This is a genomic window from Lactococcus sp. LG1074 (assembly GCF_017309525.1).
Lineage (GTDB): Bacteria > Bacillota > Bacilli > Lactobacillales > Streptococcaceae > Lactococcus > Lactococcus petauri.
Genome location: NZ_CP071293.1, coordinates 92,677 through 114,319, shown reverse-complemented (window position 1 = coordinate 114,319; position 21,643 = coordinate 92,677). Strand labels below are relative to the sequence as shown.

Genomic DNA, 21,643 nt, shown 5'->3' with positions numbered 1-21,643 from the left:
GGGGTTTTTACTCCTTTTTAAACAACTCCTGTCGGTTTTACTCTTAGAATAAATCCTCGATAGAAAACGATAAATAAATAAAGAACCATTATCGTAATTGTAGAGACTTTTGCAATATTTGCGACTGTTCGTTCTGAAAGTTGGATATTATACTTTGCGCCCAAGTTTTGTAATGCTGGAAGGAAGAAAATAATCAGGGGCTGGAGATAGCGACCAGAGAGTTCATCGAAGGTCGAGAGCGCTCTCTGACCAATATAGAAGCCTGCGAAAATACCAATCCAGTTAATAAAATAAGTCATTCCTGAGCTCCATACTGTCCATTTAGGATACACACGTCTGAACTCCCCCATAGCAACCCAGCAGAATAATAAAATCCATATGATATTGAAAAAGTCTGGAAGATTCATTGGAGTAATCATCCACATTCTTCGTGCGTTAGGGCCCATAGTTGCAAAATTTAAATAGTTATTAAAAAATACTTTTCCAAAATGAATTAAGCCAAGTTTTTCGTTGAAAAGAACAAGTCCTGCGATAACCAAGGCAACAATTAATGTAGATAACACAATTATTGTGTGTTTCTTCATTTTCTTAATCGTGGTAACAACAGGTTTATAGACCATTGGTAGTCCAATAAGGGCAAAGAGAGAGAAAACATAATTTTTCTTCGCTAAAAAGAGCAACAAGATAGTCGCTAAACTATAAATTTTTTGCTTTTTACTCAACTCTTTAAAATTCTTGATTTGTGTTAACTCTAAAAAGTTGAGCGTAAACATTGCAAAGACAATAAAACTAAAGATATCGTAACTTGGACTTGCAATCTTCATAAGGTAAGGAACAGTAAAGAGCATCACGAGCAACCACTTACCCTGATTACTTTTCTTGATAATAAAGTAAAAGCAAAGAGCGAAAAACAGGAGATTAGCAAGTCTACCACCATAGTCCATCACACCAATGCTTGGATAGATAAGACGGGCGATTAACACACCTATGGACGCTGGGAGATGCATAAAATTAATGGGGACAAAACTATTTCCATTATTCGTGAAATTGAAGCGAATACCATCATTCTCTAAATCCACTTTTTTGAAAATAGTATCCTTAATACTGATATTTGCTGTACTACCTGTAGAACCACCAATCGCCTCATTCTCTATAATTCGAAGGTTCGGCGTTGCCATAACCTTTGGATGATTAGCCGAGAATTGATTATAAGCATAACTAAGATGATAGCCTTCATCACCAGTCGTCATCGGAGGTGTGAGAAATGTTGAGAATGCACCAAAAATGAGCACAACGATGATAAAGAATTTCTCTGCAGGGAGTTTTAATTTTCTATTGTCCGTCGTGTTCATTTTTTTCTCCTTATGAAATGATTTTTAGTTTAGCTAATAATGAATAAATATAGTTTGTTCTTCTATAGGGGAAGGCTTTTAATAAGGCTTGCTGTTTTTCTTCAAGGCCTTGAATAGGGAAGTATGCTGCAATTTGTTGTTCTTGGTAATCTTGATTCAACATCAAGTCCAAGTCTGCCAACTTATGCTCTTTTCCTATTGCTGAATAATAATCTTCAAATTTGAAATCTCCCCCAACCAGACGGTCTGAGAGATTCATATGTAGATTAGGAATCTTGAAACTGTCAGCAACGATTAATCCATGAAGTGAGGAAGAAAAAACAAGTTTACAAGAGGTGATGTCAGTGATTACTGCTTGCGGTGCACGCAATACATCAATAATTTTAAATCTTGGATCTGCAGCCAATTTTTGAATAAAAGGGTAGTCTGCTTCCTCAAAATGAGGAATGATTCCTATTTTATCTTCTTTATTGGGGCTTTCTTGGTAAACTTTATTAACAAGAAGTCCTGGATCACCTAGTGGAAGGGGTGGGAGCTTCAAATCTTCTTGCGTAAGCTTTCCACGTACTGCATGAAATTTTAGTTTCGAAAAATTAAGCTCTGAAAAGTTGTGCAAAGGATATGTTTCCTTGATTGACCCCACTTCTGCCTGAAGTGGATAGATTGTACCAGTGCCCCAAATATGTACCTTTTTCGTTGGGCGATTATACTCTAAATCAAGTAAAATATGTAAAAGGCTCCCAACAGAGAGCAGATCTGCTTTTCTGATATCTGGTTCATAAACCACTTCAAGGTAAGAGAATAGGTTTTGGATAATTTCCGGGCCAAGTTCATCCCCAAAGTTAGGCCTGCCTCCAGGTGCTTTCCATGAATACAGTTTGATTTTCTTTTTTGGGATCATTTGATTTCTTTTAAAAGTCCATAAGTGCGTTTGTCTGAAGAATCACGATAAACAAAGCTAAGTAACGGCGAGGCAGTCAGAAGCTCAGTTTCAATGAACCCATCCTCTGCTACACGCCGTTTCATCCGGATTGTTGCAACTAAGCCGAATTCGGTATTGTGAAAATTCTCCATCGGGATTTCAATAGTGTCTACTGTGTGTATTGGCATTGAACCACTATCGTAGATTATTCCACCACGTTTTACATCGTGAAGGCTGTAAGAAATAAATAAATCTGATTTATCCAATGTTTCATCAAAAAGTTGTACATTTAATTTTCCAACAAACTTATCTTCTGGTTTTGAAAGCGAAAGAGGAGATACTGGTTCAATTGCAATCTTTGCGGCAACAGTTTCTTCTTCTCCAACGGAAGTGTTATTTCTTGCAAGATTATCTTCAGAATATTTATTGGTGATATCCTGAATATTACCTTTTTCAACAATGCCCTCTTTAATATAAACAGCTTTATTACAATATTTTTGCACGGCATTCATATCGTGAGTAACTAAAATCGTTGTTTTACCTGAAGCTTTGCGTTCTAAGAAATAATCGTTACATTTACGTTGAAAGGCTTCATCTCCCACAGCAAGTACTTCGTCAAGAACAAGTACATCACCTTTAGCCTTGATTGCGACTGAAAAGGCCAATCTCACTTGCATTCCACTTGAGTAGTTCTTTAACTTTTGATTCATAAATTCATGGAGTTCAGAAAATTCCACGATATCATCATACATCTGATCGATCTCTTCGGTAGAAAAGCCAAGCATTGCGCCATTAAGATAAACATTTTCTTTACCTGTAAGTTCTGGGTTAAAGCCGACGCCAAGCTCAATAAAACTGACCAGTTTTCCATTAACGGTAACTGTTCCTTTTTCTGGTGTATATATTTGAGAGATAATCTTTAAAAGTGTTGATTTTCCTGAACCGTTACGACCAACAATTCCAAAAAAGTCACCTTTTTCAACGGTAAAGTCAATATCTTTGAGAACATGTTGTTCCTTATATCCTTTAATGCCTCGCATGCGATTGACCAAAGTTGTACGTAGACTCGTACTTGCTTCAGTTGGGAGGCGGAAGTATTTACTTACATGATCTATTTTTACTGCTACTTCTGACATTCTTTCCTCCTTAAACAATTTCCGCAAATTTATTCGAATTTTTATTGAATACCCACAATCCTAAACCAAAAACAAGGACGGAAAGAACATAAGGGATAGCAATTACGAATGAATTATCCCAAAGTTGCCATAAGGTCGGATTCGTATTATTACTAAAGGTTAACACGTAACGCATATCTTGAATAATTTGTGCCATTGGGTTCAACATTTGAAATTTTGCTACGGTAAGATGATTGGTTGAAATCTGAGTAATTGGATAAATAATCGGCGTACCATAAAACCCAGCTTGCATGACAACTTCCCAAATAGGCCCCAAATCTCTAAAATAGACAAAAAATGTCGCGAGCATAAAGGAAATCCCTGTAGTAAAAAGAATAAGCTCTAATAAGAGTGGAACGACAAAAATAACTGTCCATGACATCTGAACGCCATTGATGAAGGCAAAGACAGTCACCACTGCAAGTGAAATCATCAAATTAATAAAAGCGTTGACAGCAACTGAAAAAACGATAACTGATTTTGAAAAGTTCACTTTTCGAAGCATATCCCCTCGACTTACGACCGAGAGCATTCCCATTCCTGTTGTCTCGCCGAAGAAATTCCAGATGGTTATCCCTAAGAGCAGTGCTACAGCAAAGTGAGGTGTTCCTTCACCAAAACGCATGAAACGTACAAATACGAGATACATAATCAAGAAGAGCATTACGGGCTTGAGGATTGACCATAAATAACCAATAGCACTCCCTTGATATCTAAGTTTGAAGTCTGTTTTAATCAGTTCTTTAAGTAGAATTTGATTTCTACGGCTGAAGAAATTCATTTATTTTTTCCTTTATATGCAAATTTTGTAAGAATCAGAGTACGGAAGATTTTAGTATGAAAACTTTTATTCTTTCGTAACTTGTACTGATTGAGTGTTTGGCGGCGCTTTTCCTTTGGCATGTTGAGCAAATCAACATAGTCTTGGATAAGCACCTTGTTCGACAATGATAACTTATCCAGTTTCTCTGTCAGCAGTTTTTGTGCTTGCTTTTGACTAGATTCGATAAGCCACCAATACTTTTCAAACCAAAGATGGGGGCGTAACCATTTTTTCATCCGCTTCGTCCACGTTCTTGCCCCCAGAACATTCGCATCGTGCTGGCGATAGAGGTGCGTTGGTTGATCTATGTAAACCAATTTCCCTATTGCGGTAGCTAGAAGTGCTAAATACCAGTCATGCATGATAATATCCTCAGTGGTTTGCCACTCTTGTGCTAAAGCATGATTAATCATGCTCGCACCACCAGTAACAGTGTTTTCTGTGAGTTCTTGAACCAGTTCCGTATTGGCATGATCGGACTGACTGCGAATCATACTTTCCGATAAGATATTGAGTTGTTTATCAACAATCTTAAGGTCCGTGTAGTACATGGTGGGGATATTACTATCATGCTTTTCTGCTTCTACCAGAATAATTTCCAATTTTTCTGGTAGCCAGTAATCATCCTGATCAGCAAAAAAATAAAAATCAGCAATATCAGCTTTTACCAATTGATAAAAAGATTGAATTACACCAACGTTTTTGGCTTTGATTACTTTAATTCGATGATCTTTACTGGCAAAATGCTCGATTATTTTAACGGTTTCGTCCTTGGACCCATCATCTCGAATAATCAAGTTCCAATCTTGAAATGTTTGTTTCTGAATGCTTTCAATTTGCTCAGCAACAAACTTTTCACCGTTGTAAGTCGACATTAAAATATTAACTTTGGGCATGTTGAGAGGCCTCTTTCGGTTTCAGTCGCTTATTTTTGTAAATAAGGTTTCATACTGGGCACAAATGTGTTCCCATGTGTATTTTTCTTCAATAATTAGTCTTGCTTTGTTTTGTAAATTTTGACGTGCATCAGTTGTTATTTTTTCAACTTCTGAAAGCACGTTTGAAAGGTTTTCCTTATCGAAATAAATGACAGAATCTCCCGCAGTCATCCGATTAAAATTCACACCAAGGACGACATTGACTGGAGTCGACCACATGGCTTCAAGAAGACCTGGGTTGGTTCCGCCCACCTCATGACCATGCAGGTAAGCAAAAGCCTGCTCGCGGATAAAACGCAATTCATTTTGATCATAAACTGTGCCCACAAATTTGATCCGAGGATCCCTGTCAAAATTTGTCTGAGCTCGGAGTTCTTCATAATAAGGATTTCCTTCGTGATTTGTAATAATCACTAAATCCCTCTTCGTTTTACTTTTCATAAAGTGACGAATGAGTAATTCATAATTGTTTTCAGGCACAAATCGCCCTACAATCAAATAATAATCACTAGTTTTATATTTTACCAGAGTTTCTGATTCTGTCAAATTTGAATTGAACTTCTCTGTACCGTAAGCAATCACTTCACTCTTGACCTGACCATATTCTGCACGTAAATAATCAAGAATACCTTGATTGTCACTAATAATCATATCCGCACTACGGACCATTTTTTTCTCCGCATGCTTAAGATAGCGGCGCACAGGTTTCGGCCACTTGGTACGTTTCCACTCAAGCCCATCTGGATTGACAAGCAGCTTTCCGCCGACCTTGTGAATTTTATGAGCATAGTGACCAATAATGCCACCTATTGTATTTCCTAATATATAGAAGACTGGTTCAATAATTTGTTCCTCTTTAATTTGCTTAAGGGCTGCATTAATTGCCAGAGCATCATATGCAATTACACGCGCTGGTCCAATGTTTGGCACATTAATAACAAAGCAATCAGCCCCTCGATAATCAAAATGACCATCCACAACTTCTATATCTGAATTCTCGCTTTGACAAGCCACATGATATTTAATATTTTGATTACTTTGGTGTTTAACCAACTCTTCTACAAAAGTCTCAAACCCTCCATACTTTGCTGGCAATCCACGACTACCAATAATAAAAATGTGTTTTTTCATGTTTTTCTACGTTTGCAAGCGCAAACTTTTAACCTCTCAAAGCGAGAATTCTGCCTTAAAGACAGAATTTCGCTGTTTTTTATCATCTCCAAAACTTGTCGATGCCATATTTATTTTGCTGTTTCGCCTTTGACTTTGTCTTTATTTTCTCTTAAGTCACCAATAGTCAACAATTGTGCAAGAGCTTCTTGCCATGTTGGAATATTAAATCCTGTAGCTTTCGCTTTAGCAAGACTCATCGTTGAATTAAATGGTCGTTTCGCGGCAGATGGGAAATTACTTGAATCTACAGGTTTTACAACTGTATCTGTATCTTTCAAAATTTCTTTAGCAAAATCAAACCATGTTACATCTTCTCCAGGTGCAGCATCGTTTGTCAGGTGATAATAACCTGCTTCTGCTTGTTGATCAACCAAGTAGACCATAAACTCTGCTAATGTACGGGTCCAAGTAGGACGACCGTGTTGATCATTAACAACGGTGATTTCTGGAAAACGAGTGGCGAGATTTTGCATTGTAAAAACAAAATTTGGTCCGTAGCTACCAAATACCCATGCTGTACGAATCGTATAAAATTTCACACCAGATGCTTCAACTGCTTGCTCCCCGAGTAATTTTGTACGTCCATATTCTGAAACAGGGCCTTTTGGCGCATCAACTTCCCATTCTTGACCAACAGGTAAATCACCATTGAAAACATAGTCCGTTGAAATATAAACAAGTGTTGCTCCAACACGAGCAGCTGCCTCAGCTACATGACGTGTGCCATCAACATTAATTTTTTCGTTAAGAGCTTTACCTTCATCTTCTGCTTTATCTACAGCAGTGTAGGCAGCGCAGTGATAAACCAATTCTGGTTTATTTTTGTCAAAGAAAGCATCAACAGCAGTTTTGTCCGTAATATCAAGTTCATTAACATCTGCTGCAAAGTATTTTACATCCCGTTCATCAAGAAGATGGCGTAACTCAGTACCAAGTTGGCCATTTCCACCAGTAATTAAAATCATATTTATTCCTTTATCTTAGAGAACTTTTTGGCTTTCAGCATATTTTGCTTCAACAGCAGCTTTTTCTGCCTTCCACCAGTCTTGATTTTCAGTATACCAATCAATTGTTGCCTTCAAGCCTGACTCAAAGTCTGTGTGTTTAGGCTCCCAGCCAAGTTCTGTACGAAGTTTTGTATTGTCGATAGCATAGCGCAAATCATGGCCAGCACGATCAGTTACACGATCATAAGCGTCAGGTGCTTGTCCCATCTCCGTTAAGATTTCTTCTAAAACTTCTTTATTATTTTTTTCGCCATCGGCTCCGATAAGATAAGTTTCACCCATACGGCCTTTGGTCAAAATTGTCCAAACGCCAGAAGAATGGTCTTCTGTATGGATCCAGTCACGCACATTTTTACCATCGCCATAAAGTTTTGGTTTAATCCCTGATAAAATGTTTGTAATTTGACGTGGGATAAATTTTTCGATGTGTTGGTAAGGTCCATAGTTATTTGAACAGTTTGAAATTGTCGCTTTCAAGCCAAATGAACGTACCCAAGCACGGACAATTAAGTCCGATGCTGCTTTAGTCGAAGAGTAAGGACTTGATGGATTGTAAGGTGTTTTATCAGTGAATTTCTCACCTTCGCCTTCGCCATGTCCTGGTAAATCTTCGCGGTAAGGCAAATCACCATAAACTTCATCTGTCGATACATGATGGAAGCGTAAATCATATTTTCGTGCCGCTTGAATCAACGTATATGTCCCAATAAAGTTCGTTTGGATAAACTCATCTTGTGATTTAAGTGAGTTGTCGTTGTGGCTTTCTGCCGCATAGTGCACAATCGCATCTGCCTTGGAAGCAACCTGATCCACAATCTCTGGATCTGCAATATCACCAACGACAAGCTCTACACGATCTCCAAGAATCATGTCAATATTGGCACGATTTCCCGCATACGTTAATTTATCTAAAACGGTAATATGTACATCTGGATGATTATTATAAACGTAGTGTACGAAATTTGAACCGATGAATCCAGCACCACCAGTGACTACGATATTTTTAAATTCAGTCATTGTTTTTCCTCTAGTATATTTTTTATTGCAAGCGACAGTCTTGTTTGAATTTCTGCGCTGACACAATTTTTAAATATTTGCCATTAAACACCAGAAATTCATCTTGAGCAGCGTTAATCTTGATCAAACCACCAGTATTAACAATACGTAATGTTTTATCATTTAACCAAGAAAATCCACCTGAAGCAAAGACCTTCTTTACCCACACAGGTTGTTCATTTTCCTTATTCACTTGCCAAAACTCTAGTATTCTTTTACTTTGTAGATGTTTGGCCTTCATTTTAGCCGAGTAAATCTGCGGTTAGGGGTTTTACATCTGCAAGCAGTGGGTGATTTTTGTCTGCTTCACTCACTTCAGCATGTGCAAGATCTTCCCACTCAATACCTAAAGTTGGATCTGCATAATTGACGAAAGCGTATTTTGGTTTAAGTTCCAAAGCCCAATAGTCATTTACTAAGTAAGAGTAAGAAACAGTATCACTTAAAACTTGGAAACCATTGGCAACGCCACGTGGTACAAAAATACCCTTGCTGGCATCAATCACTGTTTGGTAAACATGACCAAAGCTCTCGCCTTCACGAAGATCTACCCATGAGCCCAAAACACGTCCACCATCTGCTACAGAAATATATTTGTCCCATGGTTCAGCGTGTAAACCGCGCAAAACATTTTTACGTGAGAAAGAAACGTTATTTTGTAATTTTCCTTCTGCGAAGAATTTTTCTGGGAAACCGAGTGGAAGCATCTTTTCTTTTTGAAAGTTTTCTTTAAACCAGCCGCGATTATCACCATGAACCGGAATATCAAATTCTAACATACCTGGAATAGCTTCAATTTTGCGAGCTGCAAGTTCTTTTCCAAAAAAGTTATCCGTCATTTATTTATCACCTACCAATTTAAGTAAATATTTACCGTATGCGTTTTTCTTAAGCGGTTGTGCAAGTTCACGTACGGCTTCTTCAGAAATATAGCCCATACGCCATGCAATTTCTTCAAGGTTAGCAACCATAACGTTTTGCATACGTTGAACTGTTTCAATATATTGCGCTGCCTCGAGCAAGCTTTCATGTGTTCCTGTATCGAGCCATGCAAAGCCACGCCCCATAAGTTCGACAGAGAGATCACCACGTTCAAGATAGGCCTTATTCACATCTGTGATTTCCAACTCTCCACGTGGTGAAGGTTTGATGTTTTTAGCAATCTCTACAACATCATTATCGTAGAAATAAAGCCCTGTTACTGCGTAGTCAGATTTTGGTACCTCAGGTTTTTCTTCAATTGAAACAGCGTTCATATCTTCGTCAAACTCAACAACACCAAAACGCTCTGGGTCTGGCACTTGGTAACCGAACACAGTTGCGCCTTTTTCTTTGGCTGCAGCAGTTTGAAGTAACTTAGACATCCCTGGGCCATGATAAATGTTATCACCCAAGATAAGAGCAACTGAATCATCACCAATAAAGTCTTCGCCGATGATGAAAGCTTGAGCCAAACCATCTGGACTTGGTTGAACAGCATACTGCAAGTTTAGACCGAATTCAGAACCATCTTGCAAGAGTTCTTGGAAACGCGGTGTATCTTCTGGTGTTGAGATGATCAAAATATCTTTGATCCCAGCCAACATCAGTGTAGATAATGGATAATAAATCATTGGTTTATCATAGACGGGCATCAATTGTTTACTTGCTGCACGAGTCAGTGGATACAAACGCGTTCCTGATCCACCTGCTAAAATAATCCCTTTCATGAGGTACCTCACTTTATTTCTTCTATTTTATTATAGTTAATCAGCATAATTATAGCATATTTTTACTTTTATTTCATTCTAATTCTGCCTGAGGTAGGAGCAAAAAGGACTAGAAGCAACGCTCTAGCACCTTTTGTTTAGTATGTTTCAATTATAATTTTTTAAACATGAATAAGGCTCCCTTTGTCAGTAAATATTGTGCAAGAGGTGCAACAATAAGAAATGGGATAAGTAATGTAAAGTGAAGCGGACTCGGCCATGCTAAATTAAGAAAATCCGTACCCACAATTAAAGCTACAAAAAAAGAAAGCTGTGTGATTGTGAAAATCCATAAGCGGTAGCGTTTAATAGGCCAAAATATCTTGCGCTGCATTAAAACGTAGTTCCATGCAGAAAAGAGAACCGTCATCATCGCAAGTTCAGTATGTGTAATGCCGAAGACTCCGCCTATTGTAACGATAAGTATTGCACCGACAGCAATACTAAAACCCACAGGAAACGCACGCTCAAACAGCGTCCGCAAAAAACGGCCTTCAACTTTTGAAAAGTCTGATTCAAAACTCAAGAAAAAAGAGGGAATCCCGACAAAAAACGCGGTCAAAACAGTAAGCTGGATTGGCTCAAAAGGATAGACACTCCCCGCAAATAAAGTCAACACAGTTAAAGCTATCGAAAACATCATCCGCACCATTAATAAAGATCCTGTACGGGTTAAGTTATTAATTACGCGTCGCCCCTCATTAACAATATACGGCATCGCCGAGAAGTTATTATCCATCAAAATAAGATTGGCGGTTTGTTTCGCTGCTTCACTACCTTCGCGCATGGCAATCGAACAATCGGCTTCCTTAAAGGCCAAAATATCATTGACACCATCTCCAGTCATCGCTACTGTGTGCCCCTGCTTCTTCAGGATTTGCACCATCATTTTTTTCTGTTGTGGGGAGACACGACCAAAAATTTGAAAATTTTCTACTGCAAACTCCAGTTCTGCCTCTGTTTTTAGTTGACTGGCATCAACATACTGCTCGGCATCCGGTAAGGAAACAGCCTTCGCAATTGCCGATACTGTTACAGGATCATCTCCTGAGATGATTTTACAACGTACACCCTGCTTTTTAAAATAGGCCAGAGTCTGTTTAGCATCGTCACGTAAAACATCAGAAATAACAATGAGCGCTTCTGCAGTTAGGTCTTCAGGAAGTCGGTCTCTATCAAGTGCTTGTTTTGAGCGGGCCAAGACTAACACACGATAACCCTTTTCTGCATACTTTTGTGCGTGCTGTTCTAACACGGCATTTCCCTTTGGAAACAAAAACTGCCAAGCACCTAAATAAAAGGCCCCTTCTGTAAACTCAACTGCGCTGTATTTTCTCTCAGAAGAAAATGGCAACACTTGAGAAACTTTGTAATCCTTTAATGAAGCAAAATACTCCCTTAAGGCTTGTGCAGTGACGTTTTGATCTGGGAGGTTTTCTAGAAGATTTCCCATAATATGGACAATGTGCGGCTCAGAATGTTCAGTCAGACTCTCAATCTTTTCCACTTTCATTTCACCCGTCGTAATGGTCCCTGTTTTATCCAAGCACAGTACATCCACTCGTGCAAGCGCATCAATCGTATGCAGCTCTTGAACCAAAACTTTTTGCTTCACTAAGTTGATAACTCCCAACGTTAAAGCCATACTAGTCAATAAAATCAACCCCTGTGGGAACATACCCTCTAAGGCAGCAACCGTTCCTAGAACGGCTTGTTTGTGGCCCGTATCAATGACATAAAACAACTTGAGGTAAAGCAAAATTCCCAAGGGTATCATAATGAAACTTACGATACGTACAACTTTTGCTAAACTGTCACGCAACATTCGTTTCTGTTTCTTTATTTTTTGAGCTTCATGGGCTAATTGATGAATATAATTGTCTTTTCCTACATGAACAACCCGCGCAACAGCTGTCCCGCTTGTGACAAAACTACCCGAAAAAAGTTCTGCATCTTCTTTTTTAGTCAGCGCGTCAGCCTCTCCGGTAAGCAAAGCTTCATTTACTTCCACTTGCCCTTCAATGATTTGGCAGTCACATGGAATTTGATCTCCAAGTCCCAGAAGAATAATGTCATCAAGCACAAGCTCTTCTTGTTTTAATTCAATCTGTTTCCCTTGACGAAAAGTCTTGACCTTACTTGTATTCAATAAAGAGAGCTTGTCGAGCAAGCGACGTGCTTTAATTTCCTGATATAAACCAATTCCTGCATTCACTGCAACAACAATAATGAAAAGCGCATTTCGATGCGAGCCCACTGAAAGCACTAAAATAAAAAGGAAAATATTGATTAAGTTAAAAAAAGTCAGCAAATTACTCGCAAAAATTTGGCCGTATGTTTTACTGCTCTCATTCTTTGCGATATTGACCTGACCTGATTTTAAACGATTTTTAACTTCTTTTTGTGATAAACCTTCATATTTAAATGACATAAGCTCTCTCCTAACTCTTATTCTATCCTAACATTATTAGAGAAGCAAATACCTTACATTTTCGAAATAAAACCCCGTCACAATGAGGACGGGGTTAATTAGTTTACTTTGTTTGACGTGCCATCGAAGACTGCACATTGAATTTACGTTGAATAAGAAAGCGAATTCCCATCACGGCTGCCCCGAGAATAATTGTAATGTACGGAGCAAGTACAATATTGATGGATTTTGGTAAGAGAGCGACCAAGACAGAAACGCCTGCCCATGCCAACATCGCAACAGCCAACATCGCAAAACCTTTGCCTTTTTTCTGTGGGCGTTGTGCACTGTAAAAATATTTATACATCCAGTACATCACCAAACCAGCGAGAGCAGAAGAAGCCAGCGTTGTCAATAGACCGTAAACACTTGCTTGTGGCTGGAAGAGACCCATCAGTCCCATAACCACTGAAATCACACCAAAGAAAAGTAAAGCACTATCTAGCCACATCAAGAAGGGTGATTCATTTTTCGCTGTTTCCTGACGTTTTACCTTATCTTCCTCAGGTTTATACTGTGTCGCAAATTCCATTGGTGCCCCCAATAATTTGCGGGCCAGAATACCTTCCTTTTGTCCTTCAATGATTTTCGGCAAGATTTCAGCGAGTATTGCTTTGATTTCCTCGTCTGATTTTCCTAAAAGCATCAATTGCTTTGTTACGTTATGTACATATTCGCTATTTTTGGCAGTGAGTTGCTCGATTAGATTTTCCATATCTCCTATTATATAAAAATTTTGGTGAAATTTGGAAATAAAACTTGATTTTTTTAATAAAAAAATGTTATACTAATTTGGTATGTTATTTTGAGGGTTTCTGTAAGAATTGTGTTTCAGATCTGAATTTTTAGAGATGCTCTTTAAAAAAAGCATAAAATTTTTAAGGAGGAACCAAACCATGTCAAAAGAATGTTATTTTACTGGTCGTAAGACTGTATCAAGTAATAACCGTTCACACGCTATGAACCAAACTAAACGTGTAGTTAAACCTAATCTTCAAAAAGTTCAAATTCTTGAAAACGGTGAACTCAAAACTGTATGGGCTTCAGCTAAAGCATTGAAAAAATTGCCTGCAGGCGTTGAGCGTGTATAATTGGATAAAATAAAGAAAGCTAGTGAATCTTATTTACTGGTCTTTTTTATTTTCTTCTCTTTCTCCAACACATTAAAAACCAAAGGTCATAATTAACGATTGATCTTTGGTTTTTTATCTTCTAAAACTCTTTCGACTTAGGACTCCCTCCCCTAAAGCACTTACAAGGCTAAATTGAACAAAAAACCAATAAAACAACTGTTCTATTTTACAAAATTATGATAAAATGAAGTGATACATAAATTATTATGGAGGAAAGTGCTGTATGATTCAACAGCACGCATATGAAAATGACCGTTACTATTAATACTCAACATGGTAATGTTGACATTGCAACAGATGTTATCGCTACTGTTGTAGGTGCAAGCACTACTGAAATTTTCGGCGTTGTCGGCATGACAAGCAAAAATGCTGTAAAAGACAATTTCCGTAATATCCTCGGACAAGAAAACTATTCTAAAGGTGTTGTCGTTACGACAACCGATAACCAAACAATCATTGGTGTTTATGTTGTTGTCAGCTATGGTGTTAAAATTAGCGAAGTTGCCAAAAACATCCAAGAACGTATCCGTTTCAATCTGGAAAATCAACTTGGCATTGTAGCAGCTAAAGTCAATGTATATGTACAAAATGTGAAGGTGGTCGAAGACTAGTGTCAAATATTAACGCAAGTAAATTTCAAGAAATGATTCAGGCGGCAGCAAGTCGCCTTAACGAACAAGCTGAATATGTCAATTCTCTGAATGTCTTTCCTGTCCCAGACGGAGATACAGGAACAAACATGGGGATGACAATCACAAATGGTGCCAAAGATGTCGCTGAAAAGCCAGCCGAAACTGTTGGACAAGTTGCTCAAATTCTTTCCAAAGGTTTGCTCATGGGCGCTCGTGGTAACTCTGGTGTTATCCTTAGTCAAATCTTCCGCGGTTTTGGACAATATGCCAAAGACTACGATGAACTTGATGGTATTCATTTAGCTAACGCTTTGCAAAATGGTGTTGAAGTCGCTTATAAAGCGGTTATGAAACCTGTTGAAGGTACAATCTTAACTGTTTCACGCGGTGCTGCAGAACTTGCAAATCGTAAAACTAATGAGACTGACGATGCAACAGCTATTATGGAAGCTGCTCTTGAAGGAGCTAAAATCGCCTTAGCGAAAACACCAGACATGTTGCCAGTCCTTAAAGAAGTTGGCGTTGTCGATTCAGGTGGTCAAGGTTTGGTTTATATCTACGAAGGCTTCTTGATGGCTCTCAACGGTGAATTCGTCCCTGAAAATCCTGAGCAAGGTTTAGGTGCCATGGACCGTATGATTAACCTTGAACACGAGTCTGAAACAAGTGTTGCGGGTGCTTCTACAAGCGATATTAAATACGGCTACTGTACAGAGATTATGGTCGAGTTAGGCCAAGGTCCAACAGCCCGTGAGAGTTATGATCACGATAATTTCCAAGCTTACTTGGCAGGTATCGGTAATTCACTTTTAGTTGTTGATGACGAAGAAATCGTTAAAGTCCATGTCCATACTGAAGATCCTGGTCTTGTCATGCAAGAAGGGCTTAAATATGGTCGTCTGGTTAAGGTTAAAGTTGACAACATGCGCCTCCAAAACGAAGGCGTTGCTGAAAAAGAAAAAACAAACAACATCAGCACTTCTACTTCTAAATCTGACTGGGGCTTGATTGCCATCGCTGCTGGTGATGGTCTTGCTGATATTTTCCGTGAAATGGGTGTACAGCATGTGGTTTCTGGTGGTCAAACAATGAACCCATCAACAGAAGATATCCTCAAAGCTATTGAAGCTGTCAATGCCGAAAAAGTTATTATTCTTCCAAATAATAAAAATATCTTCATGGCTGCCAAATCTGCCGCTGAAGTTTCAGATATCCCTGTTGAAGTGATTGAAACAGCAACTGTTCCTCAAGGTTTTACTGCCTTGCTCAGCTTTGACCCAACAAAATCAATTGAAGAAAACAAAGAAAATATGACTGCTTCATTAGCAGACGTACAATCTGGTTCAGTGACACAAGCTATTCGTGACACCAATATTGATGGTATTGATATCCATAAAAAAGATACACTTGGCATGGTCAATAATAAAATTGTCGCATCAACCAAAAAAATGAACGATGCTATCTTTGCTGCTTTTGAAAAAATGATTGATGAAGACAGCGAAATTGCAGCAATTTATATTGGTGAAGATGGTAAAAAATCAAATGCCGAACGTATTGCCAAAGAACTAGAAAAACGTTACCCTGAACTCGAAGTAGAGATTCATGACGGTAAGCAACCTGTTTATCCATACATTTTCTCTGTAGAATAAAACACAAAAAACTGGCCTCTCAAAGCTAGTTTTTTTGTGTATTTGTTTTCACGTGAAACATTCTTTTTTTATTCACTTCGTCCCATACACAAATTTCCTCGAAATTACAAGTAATTCGTGTTATACTTATTGTAATGTCAAATACTTTTTACATCCCATTGAAGGAGCATGCATGAAAACACTGAATACTGCCCGTATCGGCCAAATATATTATGTAAATAAAATATTAAAATCCGAGCATGCTGGAAAACTTCGAGAGCTTGGTTTTGCCCCTGATACGGAAGTTGTTTTAATTTCTATGGACGGGGAAAATGCGCTTTTAAAGATTGGTCAGACACGTTTAGCGCTAAGCAGTTTCTACCTCAACACGATTTTGATTAAAGATGAACAATCAAATGAGGAACTTATACCTCTCTCGTCTTTGAATATCGGTCAAAGTGGCGTGGTCCGATTACTCGAGGGAGAAAGTGAAATAAAACGCCGGCTTATGGATATGGGGATTACGAGGGGAACAAGTATTGCGGTGCATAAACTTGCACCACTAGGAGATCCTATGGAGCTTCATCTGCGGGGTTACTCACTTTCTTTAAGAAAGAAAGATGCTGAAAAAATAAAAATTGTTGTCCAAGATTAAAAGGAAATAAAGATGACTAAAATCGCTTTGCTAGGAAACCCAAATAGTGGGAAAACAAGTATTTTCAATATATTAACTGGCAGTAATCAGCAGGTAGGAAATTGGCCAGGTGTAACAGTTGAATGTAAAACAGGACGTTATAAAAAAGACAAGAATATCGCTATTCAAGATTTACCGGGAACTTATTCTCTCTCACCTTATACTTTAGAAGAACAAGTCACACGAAATTATCTCAGAGAGACACCACCAGATGTCCTTCTCAATATTATTGATGCAACAAATCTCGAACGCTCACTGTACCTCACATTACAACTGATGGAGTTTAATATTCCTATCGTCATCGCTCTAAATATGAGCGACTTGCTAGAATATCAAGGTAAACAGATTGATATCGAAAAACTGTCTTACAGTTTAGGGCTACCTGTCGTACTTACTAGTGCTTTAAAGAAGAAAGGCCTAGACGAAGCTATTCGAAAAGCTTGCCAACCTCTTGAAGTGACTCCTTTAGATTATGATCACCGTCTTGAAAGTGCCTTAGCAGAAATTCAAACGATTTGTCCCCAAGCAAAGAATCGTTTTGAACAAATTAAACTTTTTGAAGGGGACAGTTTAGCCTCGAACACCCTCACTGCCTCACAAGAGCAAGAATTAGATGAAATCGTAGCAATCACCGAAAAAATTATGGGCGACGATCGTGCATCCATCATCGTTAACGAGCGCTATGATTTAATTGGTCAAATTGTTCGTTTGGTTGTTACAAGCACACATAAAGGACAACTTAATCTAACAGATAAAATCGACCGCATCGTTACCCATAAATGGTTGGGCCTTCCTATTTTTATCCTTATCATGTGGCTCGTTTACTTTTTAGCGATACAGGTCATTGGTACACCCGCTAGCGATTGGCTCAATGATAACTTTTTTGGTAGTTTTCTGCCAGATATTTTACACCAAGTAATGGATAGCTTGGCGATTGTTCCTTGGGTCCAATCCCTACTCCTTGATGGTGTCCTCGCTGGAATTGGGGCTATCCTAGGCTTTGTTCCACAAATCTTCGTTCTATTCCTCCTGTTAGGCTTTCTTGAAGATTCAGGCTATATGGCTCGTGTCGCATTTGTGATGGATCGTATCTTTAGAAGATTTGGCTTATCTGGTAAATCCTTTATTCCCATGTTGATTTCTTCTGGCTGTGGTGTACCGGGAATTATGGCTACCCGTACAATTGAACAAGAAAGGGACAGAAAAATTACCATCATGGTGACCACCTTCATGCCCTGTTCAGCAAAGTTGCCGATTATTGCTTTAGTTTCAGGTGCCTTTTTTCACTCCACCAGTTGGGTTGCACCTAGCGCATACTTCTTAGGCATGGCCATGATTATCCTCTCAGGAATTATTTTGAAAAAAACGAGAATGTTCGCGGGAGATACTTCTGCTTTCATCTTAGAATTGCCTACTTACCATATACCTCACTTTCCTACAGTCTTTAAATATGCGTTTGATCGAGGTTTGAGTTTTATTAAGCGCGCTGGGACAATCATTTTTGCGCTCAATGTCGCACTCTGGTTCTTGTCAAACTATAGCTTCACTTTGCACCAAGTTGAACCCGGCCAATCAATATTAGCAACGCTCGGAGGATACCTGAGTATTGTTTTTGCTCCTCTAGGCTTTGGAGAGTGGAAAGCCACGGTAGCTACCTTGACTGGACTAATTGCCAAAGAAACTATTGTCGGAACTATGAGCCAATTGTACGCCCAAGGTGCAGAGGTAGAAAATAACGGTCGAGCCATTTGGACGGCTCTACAAAATAGCTACACACCACTGGCCGCTTATTCTTTACTTGTCTTCAACCTGTTATGTGCACCCTGTATTGCTGCTATTTCGACAATTTATAAGGAAATGGGTGAAGTTAAATGGACTTTACGCGCTGTGGGCTTTCAAACCGCTGTGGCTTACAGCATGAGCTTTATCATTTATCAGTTAGGCTCTGCCTTTCTTACACAATCCTTTAGCATTAGTACATTACTTGCAGTACTTCTCTTGGTTTTTAGCCTTTATCTTATCTTCCGTCGACCAAAATACACATCAAACAAGGAGGAACTTTCTCTTGAACTTAGCTAGCATCGTTCTTTTATCCCTTATTTTAATAGCAGCCTTCTTTTCACTGCGCAAAACAGTGCGGAGCAAAGGAGCTTGCGATGACTGTACAACTACGACCTGTCCTGTTAAGGGGGTCTCTGCCTTAGAAATCCCATCGAAAAAAGACTGTTGTGAATAAGAAAAACCTTCCTTAAGAGAAGGTTTTTCTTATTCTCAGAGAACTAAAGCAAGCAGCATGAGACCCGCTTGCAATAGCGAGAAGACCATTAATATTTTTACTGAAGCAATAAAAGTTTCACTTTTTACTTGTCTTTGGAGGTAAGGACGCGCTTGTTTGATAATGAAAGGCAAAAGTATAAACATGAGCAACATGAGTGGAGAGATTAGTCCCAGAACTACTGCCCCAACGATTGAGATATAGGCCAATATAATGGCTAATGTCCACCAGCGCAAAGCATTCTTTCTCCCGATGTAATGCACGATAGTATATCGATGATTACCTTCATCCTCTTCCAAATCACAAGTGTTATTCGCCAGCATCAAGTTAGAAATTAACAAGGTACTTGGTAAAGCAACAAGGAAGGTTGATGCCAAAGTTGCAAAATCCCAAACAAAAACAGCACTCGTATTGATATACACACAGATCAGAAAAATTAAGTAGCCCATTGTTAAACCACTGGCCAACTCACCTACAGGTAAACTTGATAAGGGTTTTGGTCCAGCTGAGTAAAAGATACCAATGAAATAGCAAAAAAGTCCTAACCAAAACACCGGCCAGCCCACAAGTCCTGCTACAATTAATCCTAAAATCAAGGAAAGAGAGAAGAAGAAGAGTAACAAGCCCTTTATCAGCGAAAGTGATAGATTTTCCCGACCAATGATATTGGTATTTTTCTTGTAATCTTCCGTATCCACAGCCTTATGGTAATCATTGTAGTTGTCCCAAATATCTACAAAACAGTTAAAGCAGAACATAGCCACAAAGTAGATGATTAATGGGCCAAAATTGGCTATTTGATAATGATAAAGTGAATAAGCAACTCCCAGTATAAAAGGAAAAACGCTCGCTGTTTTAGCTTTCAGCTCAATAAGCTCAGCAAATATTTTAAAGTTCATTTTTTAATAATTTCTTTGTAATAAGGTTTGGGTAACTTCCATCAAAATTTCGCGGTTACGAGATTCTGGGAATTTTTCTATTTCAAGTAACGCTTGATTGGTTAGATGTTTTGCTAAGAAAAGACTTCCTGTAATGCCTCCTAGATCAGTGACCAATTCGGAAAATTCGATACATTCTTGACGACTCAGTCCTTCTGGCGCTTCCAGATAGGGCATGACTTTCTCAGGCGCTTCTTCTTTTGCCAGCAACAAGGGTAAGGTATAAATCCCTTGACGAAAATCCGTCAATATTGGCTTATCAGCTTCTTCCAAACCGACTGTGAAATTAAGTACATCATCATAAATCTGAAAAGCAAGACCAATCGCTAAACCAATCTTTCGTGCAGACCGTTGCATCTGCTTATCACCACCAGAGAAATACACACCTTCTAAACAAGCTAAACTCAATAGCTCTGCAGTTTTACCACTGATAGCTTTAAGATAGCGTCTAATACTGTTGTCTGCATTAAAAGCTGATTGCATCTGTGTAAGTTCACCTTGAAGAATCTTTTTCATCGATCTTGCATTACGCGGCAAAAATGGTGTCGCAGCCATTGTTTCACAAAGCAACTCGAAGTAAACCGTATAAATAAAATCACCCGTGTATACTGCAACATCCTTGCCAAATTGTGCTTCAACACTCGGCAAGCCTCGACGTAAAGGGGAATCATCAATAACATCATCATGAATCAATGTTGCCGAGTGTAACAACTCCAAACTGGCTGCTATTTTAACCAAACGTTCTTCGTCTTCTATCTCCTCGTCAACTAAGCCAGAAAATAGAAAAAAAAGCGCTGGCCGAACCATTTTACCTCCGCGCGTCGTAAACTTTTGTAATGCGTCACGTATATCTGTATTATTTACCGCTAAACGTTCTGTCATCATAGTTTGTACTGCGATAAGTTTTTCCTTAATTTCAGGATAGTCCTGCCAAAAATCTAGCACTTTTTCCCCTTACTACCTATATCTATCGTTTTTATATCTCTCTTATTCTAGCAAAATCCACCTTAAATTTCGATATAAACGACTCACTTTTTTCTCTTATTACTTATTATCGAATTTCAATAATATTTTGTTGTGGCAAGCGGTAACTTGCTTGACCTTTTACTTCTGATGAGCCCAATACAACCAAGAGCTCTGGACGGTAACGTTTATCGACTTCGAGAATTTCATTCACGCGCTCAGTACGTTCAAAGCCAAGAATAATATTGCCTTCATAGCCTCTATTTTTGATGACATACATGAGATTCATCGTCACAAAACCAATATTCAATGATAAATAGCTTGCTTCCATCATCTCGTCCATATTTTCAAACATTTGGGGATAGCGACTATTGAAACGTTGCAGTTGTTCACTATCCATTTCTCCAGCCCCAGTACGTGCAATTTCACTTGAGCGTTCAGAAAGATTAGTATCACTAAAGATAGCAATGACCGCTCCAGCTTCTTTCACTTGTTGACCATTTTTTCCATGAACAACGGATAGAAGTTCTTGACGTTTTTGTTCACTCTCAACAATGACAAAGTGCCAAGGTTGGATGTTATGTGCAGAAGGTGCTAAACTTGCAGCAGAGATAATCTGTTTCACATCTACTGTTGGTATTTTTTTACCGTCAAATGTTTTTACAGCGTGGCGTTCTTTATTAATTTTTACAAAATCCATGAATATCCTCCTCTCA

General features: G+C 38.7%; 21 protein-coding genes. 5 read left to right on the top strand and 16 right to left on the bottom strand.

Features of this window, described 5'->3' with window-relative positions:
* Nucleotides 1-17: 17 nt before the first annotated feature.
* From J0J36_RS00560 to J0J36_RS00500, 13 genes are all read right to left on the bottom strand, one after another.
* Nucleotides 18-1,352, bottom strand: coding sequence for a DUF2142 domain-containing protein (locus J0J36_RS00560; RefSeq protein WP_019291779.1), 1,335 nt, complete (start codon nt 1,350-1,352; stop codon nt 18-20).
* A gap of 10 nt (nt 1,353-1,362) precedes the next feature.
* On the bottom strand, nt 1,363-2,253 hold the full coding sequence (locus J0J36_RS00555) for a polysaccharide pyruvyl transferase family protein (protein WP_153924343.1): 891 nt from the start codon (nt 2,251-2,253) through the stop codon (nt 1,363-1,365).
* Nucleotides 2,250-3,410 (bottom strand): ABC transporter ATP-binding protein, encoded by a 1,161-nt coding sequence (locus tag J0J36_RS00550; protein ID WP_019291777.1) that lies wholly within the window; start codon nt 3,408-3,410, stop codon nt 2,250-2,252. The genes J0J36_RS00555 and J0J36_RS00550 overlap by 4 nt, the downstream gene beginning before the upstream one ends.
* 10 nt (nt 3,411-3,420) lie before the next feature.
* Nucleotides 3,421-4,230: an ABC transporter permease gene (locus tag J0J36_RS00545; protein WP_019291776.1), complete on the bottom strand. Its 810-nt coding sequence runs from the start codon at nt 4,228-4,230 to the stop codon at nt 3,421-3,423.
* Nucleotides 4,227-5,168 carry a glycosyltransferase family 2 protein gene (locus J0J36_RS00540; protein WP_019291775.1) on the bottom strand — a complete coding sequence of 314 codons (942 nt, stop codon included), beginning with the start codon at nt 5,166-5,168 and terminating at the stop codon, nt 4,227-4,229. The genes J0J36_RS00545 and J0J36_RS00540 overlap by 4 nt, the downstream gene beginning before the upstream one ends.
* A gap of 21 nt (nt 5,169-5,189) precedes the next feature.
* A complete protein-coding gene (gene cps2T / locus J0J36_RS00535) occupies nt 5,190-6,341 on the bottom strand; it encodes a beta 1-4 rhamnosyltransferase Cps2T (RefSeq protein WP_153924341.1) in 1,152 nt (383 codons plus the stop codon).
* A gap of 110 nt (nt 6,342-6,451) precedes the next feature.
* Complete coding sequence (rfbD, locus tag J0J36_RS00530) at nt 6,452-7,348, bottom strand: dTDP-4-dehydrorhamnose reductase (RefSeq protein ID WP_019291773.1); 897 nt, start codon at nt 7,346-7,348, stop codon at nt 6,452-6,454.
* A 15-nt stretch (nt 7,349-7,363) separates the two neighbouring features.
* Complete coding sequence (rfbB, locus tag J0J36_RS00525; protein WP_019293029.1) at nt 7,364-8,407, bottom strand: dTDP-glucose 4,6-dehydratase; 1,044 nt, start codon at nt 8,405-8,407, stop codon at nt 7,364-7,366.
* Between the two features lie 22 nt (nt 8,408-8,429).
* Complete coding sequence (locus J0J36_RS00520; protein ID WP_019292676.1) at nt 8,430-8,687, bottom strand: hypothetical protein; 258 nt, start codon at nt 8,685-8,687, stop codon at nt 8,430-8,432.
* A gap of 1 nt (nt 8,688) precedes the next feature.
* Nucleotides 8,689-9,285 carry a dTDP-4-dehydrorhamnose 3,5-epimerase family protein gene (locus J0J36_RS00515; RefSeq protein ID WP_019292677.1) on the bottom strand — a complete coding sequence of 199 codons (597 nt, stop codon included), beginning with the start codon at nt 9,283-9,285 and terminating at the stop codon, nt 8,689-8,691.
* Nucleotides 9,286-10,155, bottom strand: coding sequence for a glucose-1-phosphate thymidylyltransferase RfbA (gene rfbA, locus J0J36_RS00510; protein ID WP_019292678.1), 870 nt, complete (start codon nt 10,153-10,155; stop codon nt 9,286-9,288).
* Between the two features lie 151 nt (nt 10,156-10,306).
* A complete protein-coding gene (locus tag J0J36_RS00505; RefSeq protein ID WP_153924337.1) occupies nt 10,307-12,625 on the bottom strand; it encodes an HAD-IC family P-type ATPase in 2,319 nt (772 codons plus the stop codon).
* 103 nt (nt 12,626-12,728) lie between these two features.
* Nucleotides 12,729-13,379, bottom strand: a complete 651-nt coding sequence (locus tag J0J36_RS00500; RefSeq protein WP_019292680.1) for a DUF1129 domain-containing protein — start codon at nt 13,377-13,379, stop codon at nt 12,729-12,731.
* A 181-nt stretch (nt 13,380-13,560) separates the two neighbouring features.
* On the opposite strand from J0J36_RS00500, the gene rpmB reads away from it, so the two are divergent.
* From rpmB to feoB, 5 genes are all read left to right on the top strand, one after another.
* On the top strand, nt 13,561-13,755 hold the full coding sequence (gene rpmB / locus J0J36_RS00495) for a 50S ribosomal protein L28 (RefSeq protein WP_003133678.1): 195 nt from the start codon (nt 13,561-13,563) through the stop codon (nt 13,753-13,755).
* A 290-nt stretch (nt 13,756-14,045) separates the two neighbouring features.
* Nucleotides 14,046-14,408 (top strand): Asp23/Gls24 family envelope stress response protein, encoded by a 363-nt coding sequence (locus J0J36_RS00490; protein ID WP_026063759.1) that lies wholly within the window; start codon nt 14,046-14,048, stop codon nt 14,406-14,408.
* Nucleotides 14,408-16,078 carry a DAK2 domain-containing protein gene (locus tag J0J36_RS00485; RefSeq protein WP_019292681.1) on the top strand — a complete coding sequence of 557 codons (1,671 nt, stop codon included), beginning with the start codon at nt 14,408-14,410 and terminating at the stop codon, nt 16,076-16,078. Before J0J36_RS00490 ends, J0J36_RS00485 begins: the two co-directional genes overlap by 1 nt.
* 172 nt (nt 16,079-16,250) lie before the next feature.
* Entirely contained in the window at nt 16,251-16,712 is a 462-nt protein-coding gene (locus J0J36_RS00480) for a ferrous iron transport protein A (protein WP_019292682.1), read from the top strand.
* A gap of 12 nt (nt 16,713-16,724) precedes the next feature.
* Nucleotides 16,725-18,830: a ferrous iron transport protein B gene (gene feoB / locus J0J36_RS00475; RefSeq protein ID WP_153924330.1), complete on the top strand. Its 2,106-nt coding sequence runs from the start codon at nt 16,725-16,727 to the stop codon at nt 18,828-18,830.
* A gap of 192 nt (nt 18,831-19,022) precedes the next feature.
* Here feoB and J0J36_RS00470 read toward each other — a convergent pair whose 3' ends face one another.
* From J0J36_RS00470 to J0J36_RS00460, 3 genes are all read right to left on the bottom strand, one after another.
* Complete coding sequence (locus J0J36_RS00470; protein WP_019292684.1) at nt 19,023-19,925, bottom strand: prenyltransferase; 903 nt, start codon at nt 19,923-19,925, stop codon at nt 19,023-19,025.
* Between the two features lie 3 nt (nt 19,926-19,928).
* Nucleotides 19,929-20,909, bottom strand: coding sequence for a polyprenyl synthetase family protein (locus J0J36_RS00465; protein WP_019292685.1), 981 nt, complete (start codon nt 20,907-20,909; stop codon nt 19,929-19,931).
* Nucleotides 20,910-21,015: 106 nt separating this feature from the next.
* A complete protein-coding gene (locus J0J36_RS00460) occupies nt 21,016-21,627 on the bottom strand; it encodes a nitroreductase family protein (protein ID WP_019292686.1) in 612 nt (203 codons plus the stop codon).
* Nucleotides 21,628-21,643 lie beyond the last annotated feature (16 nt).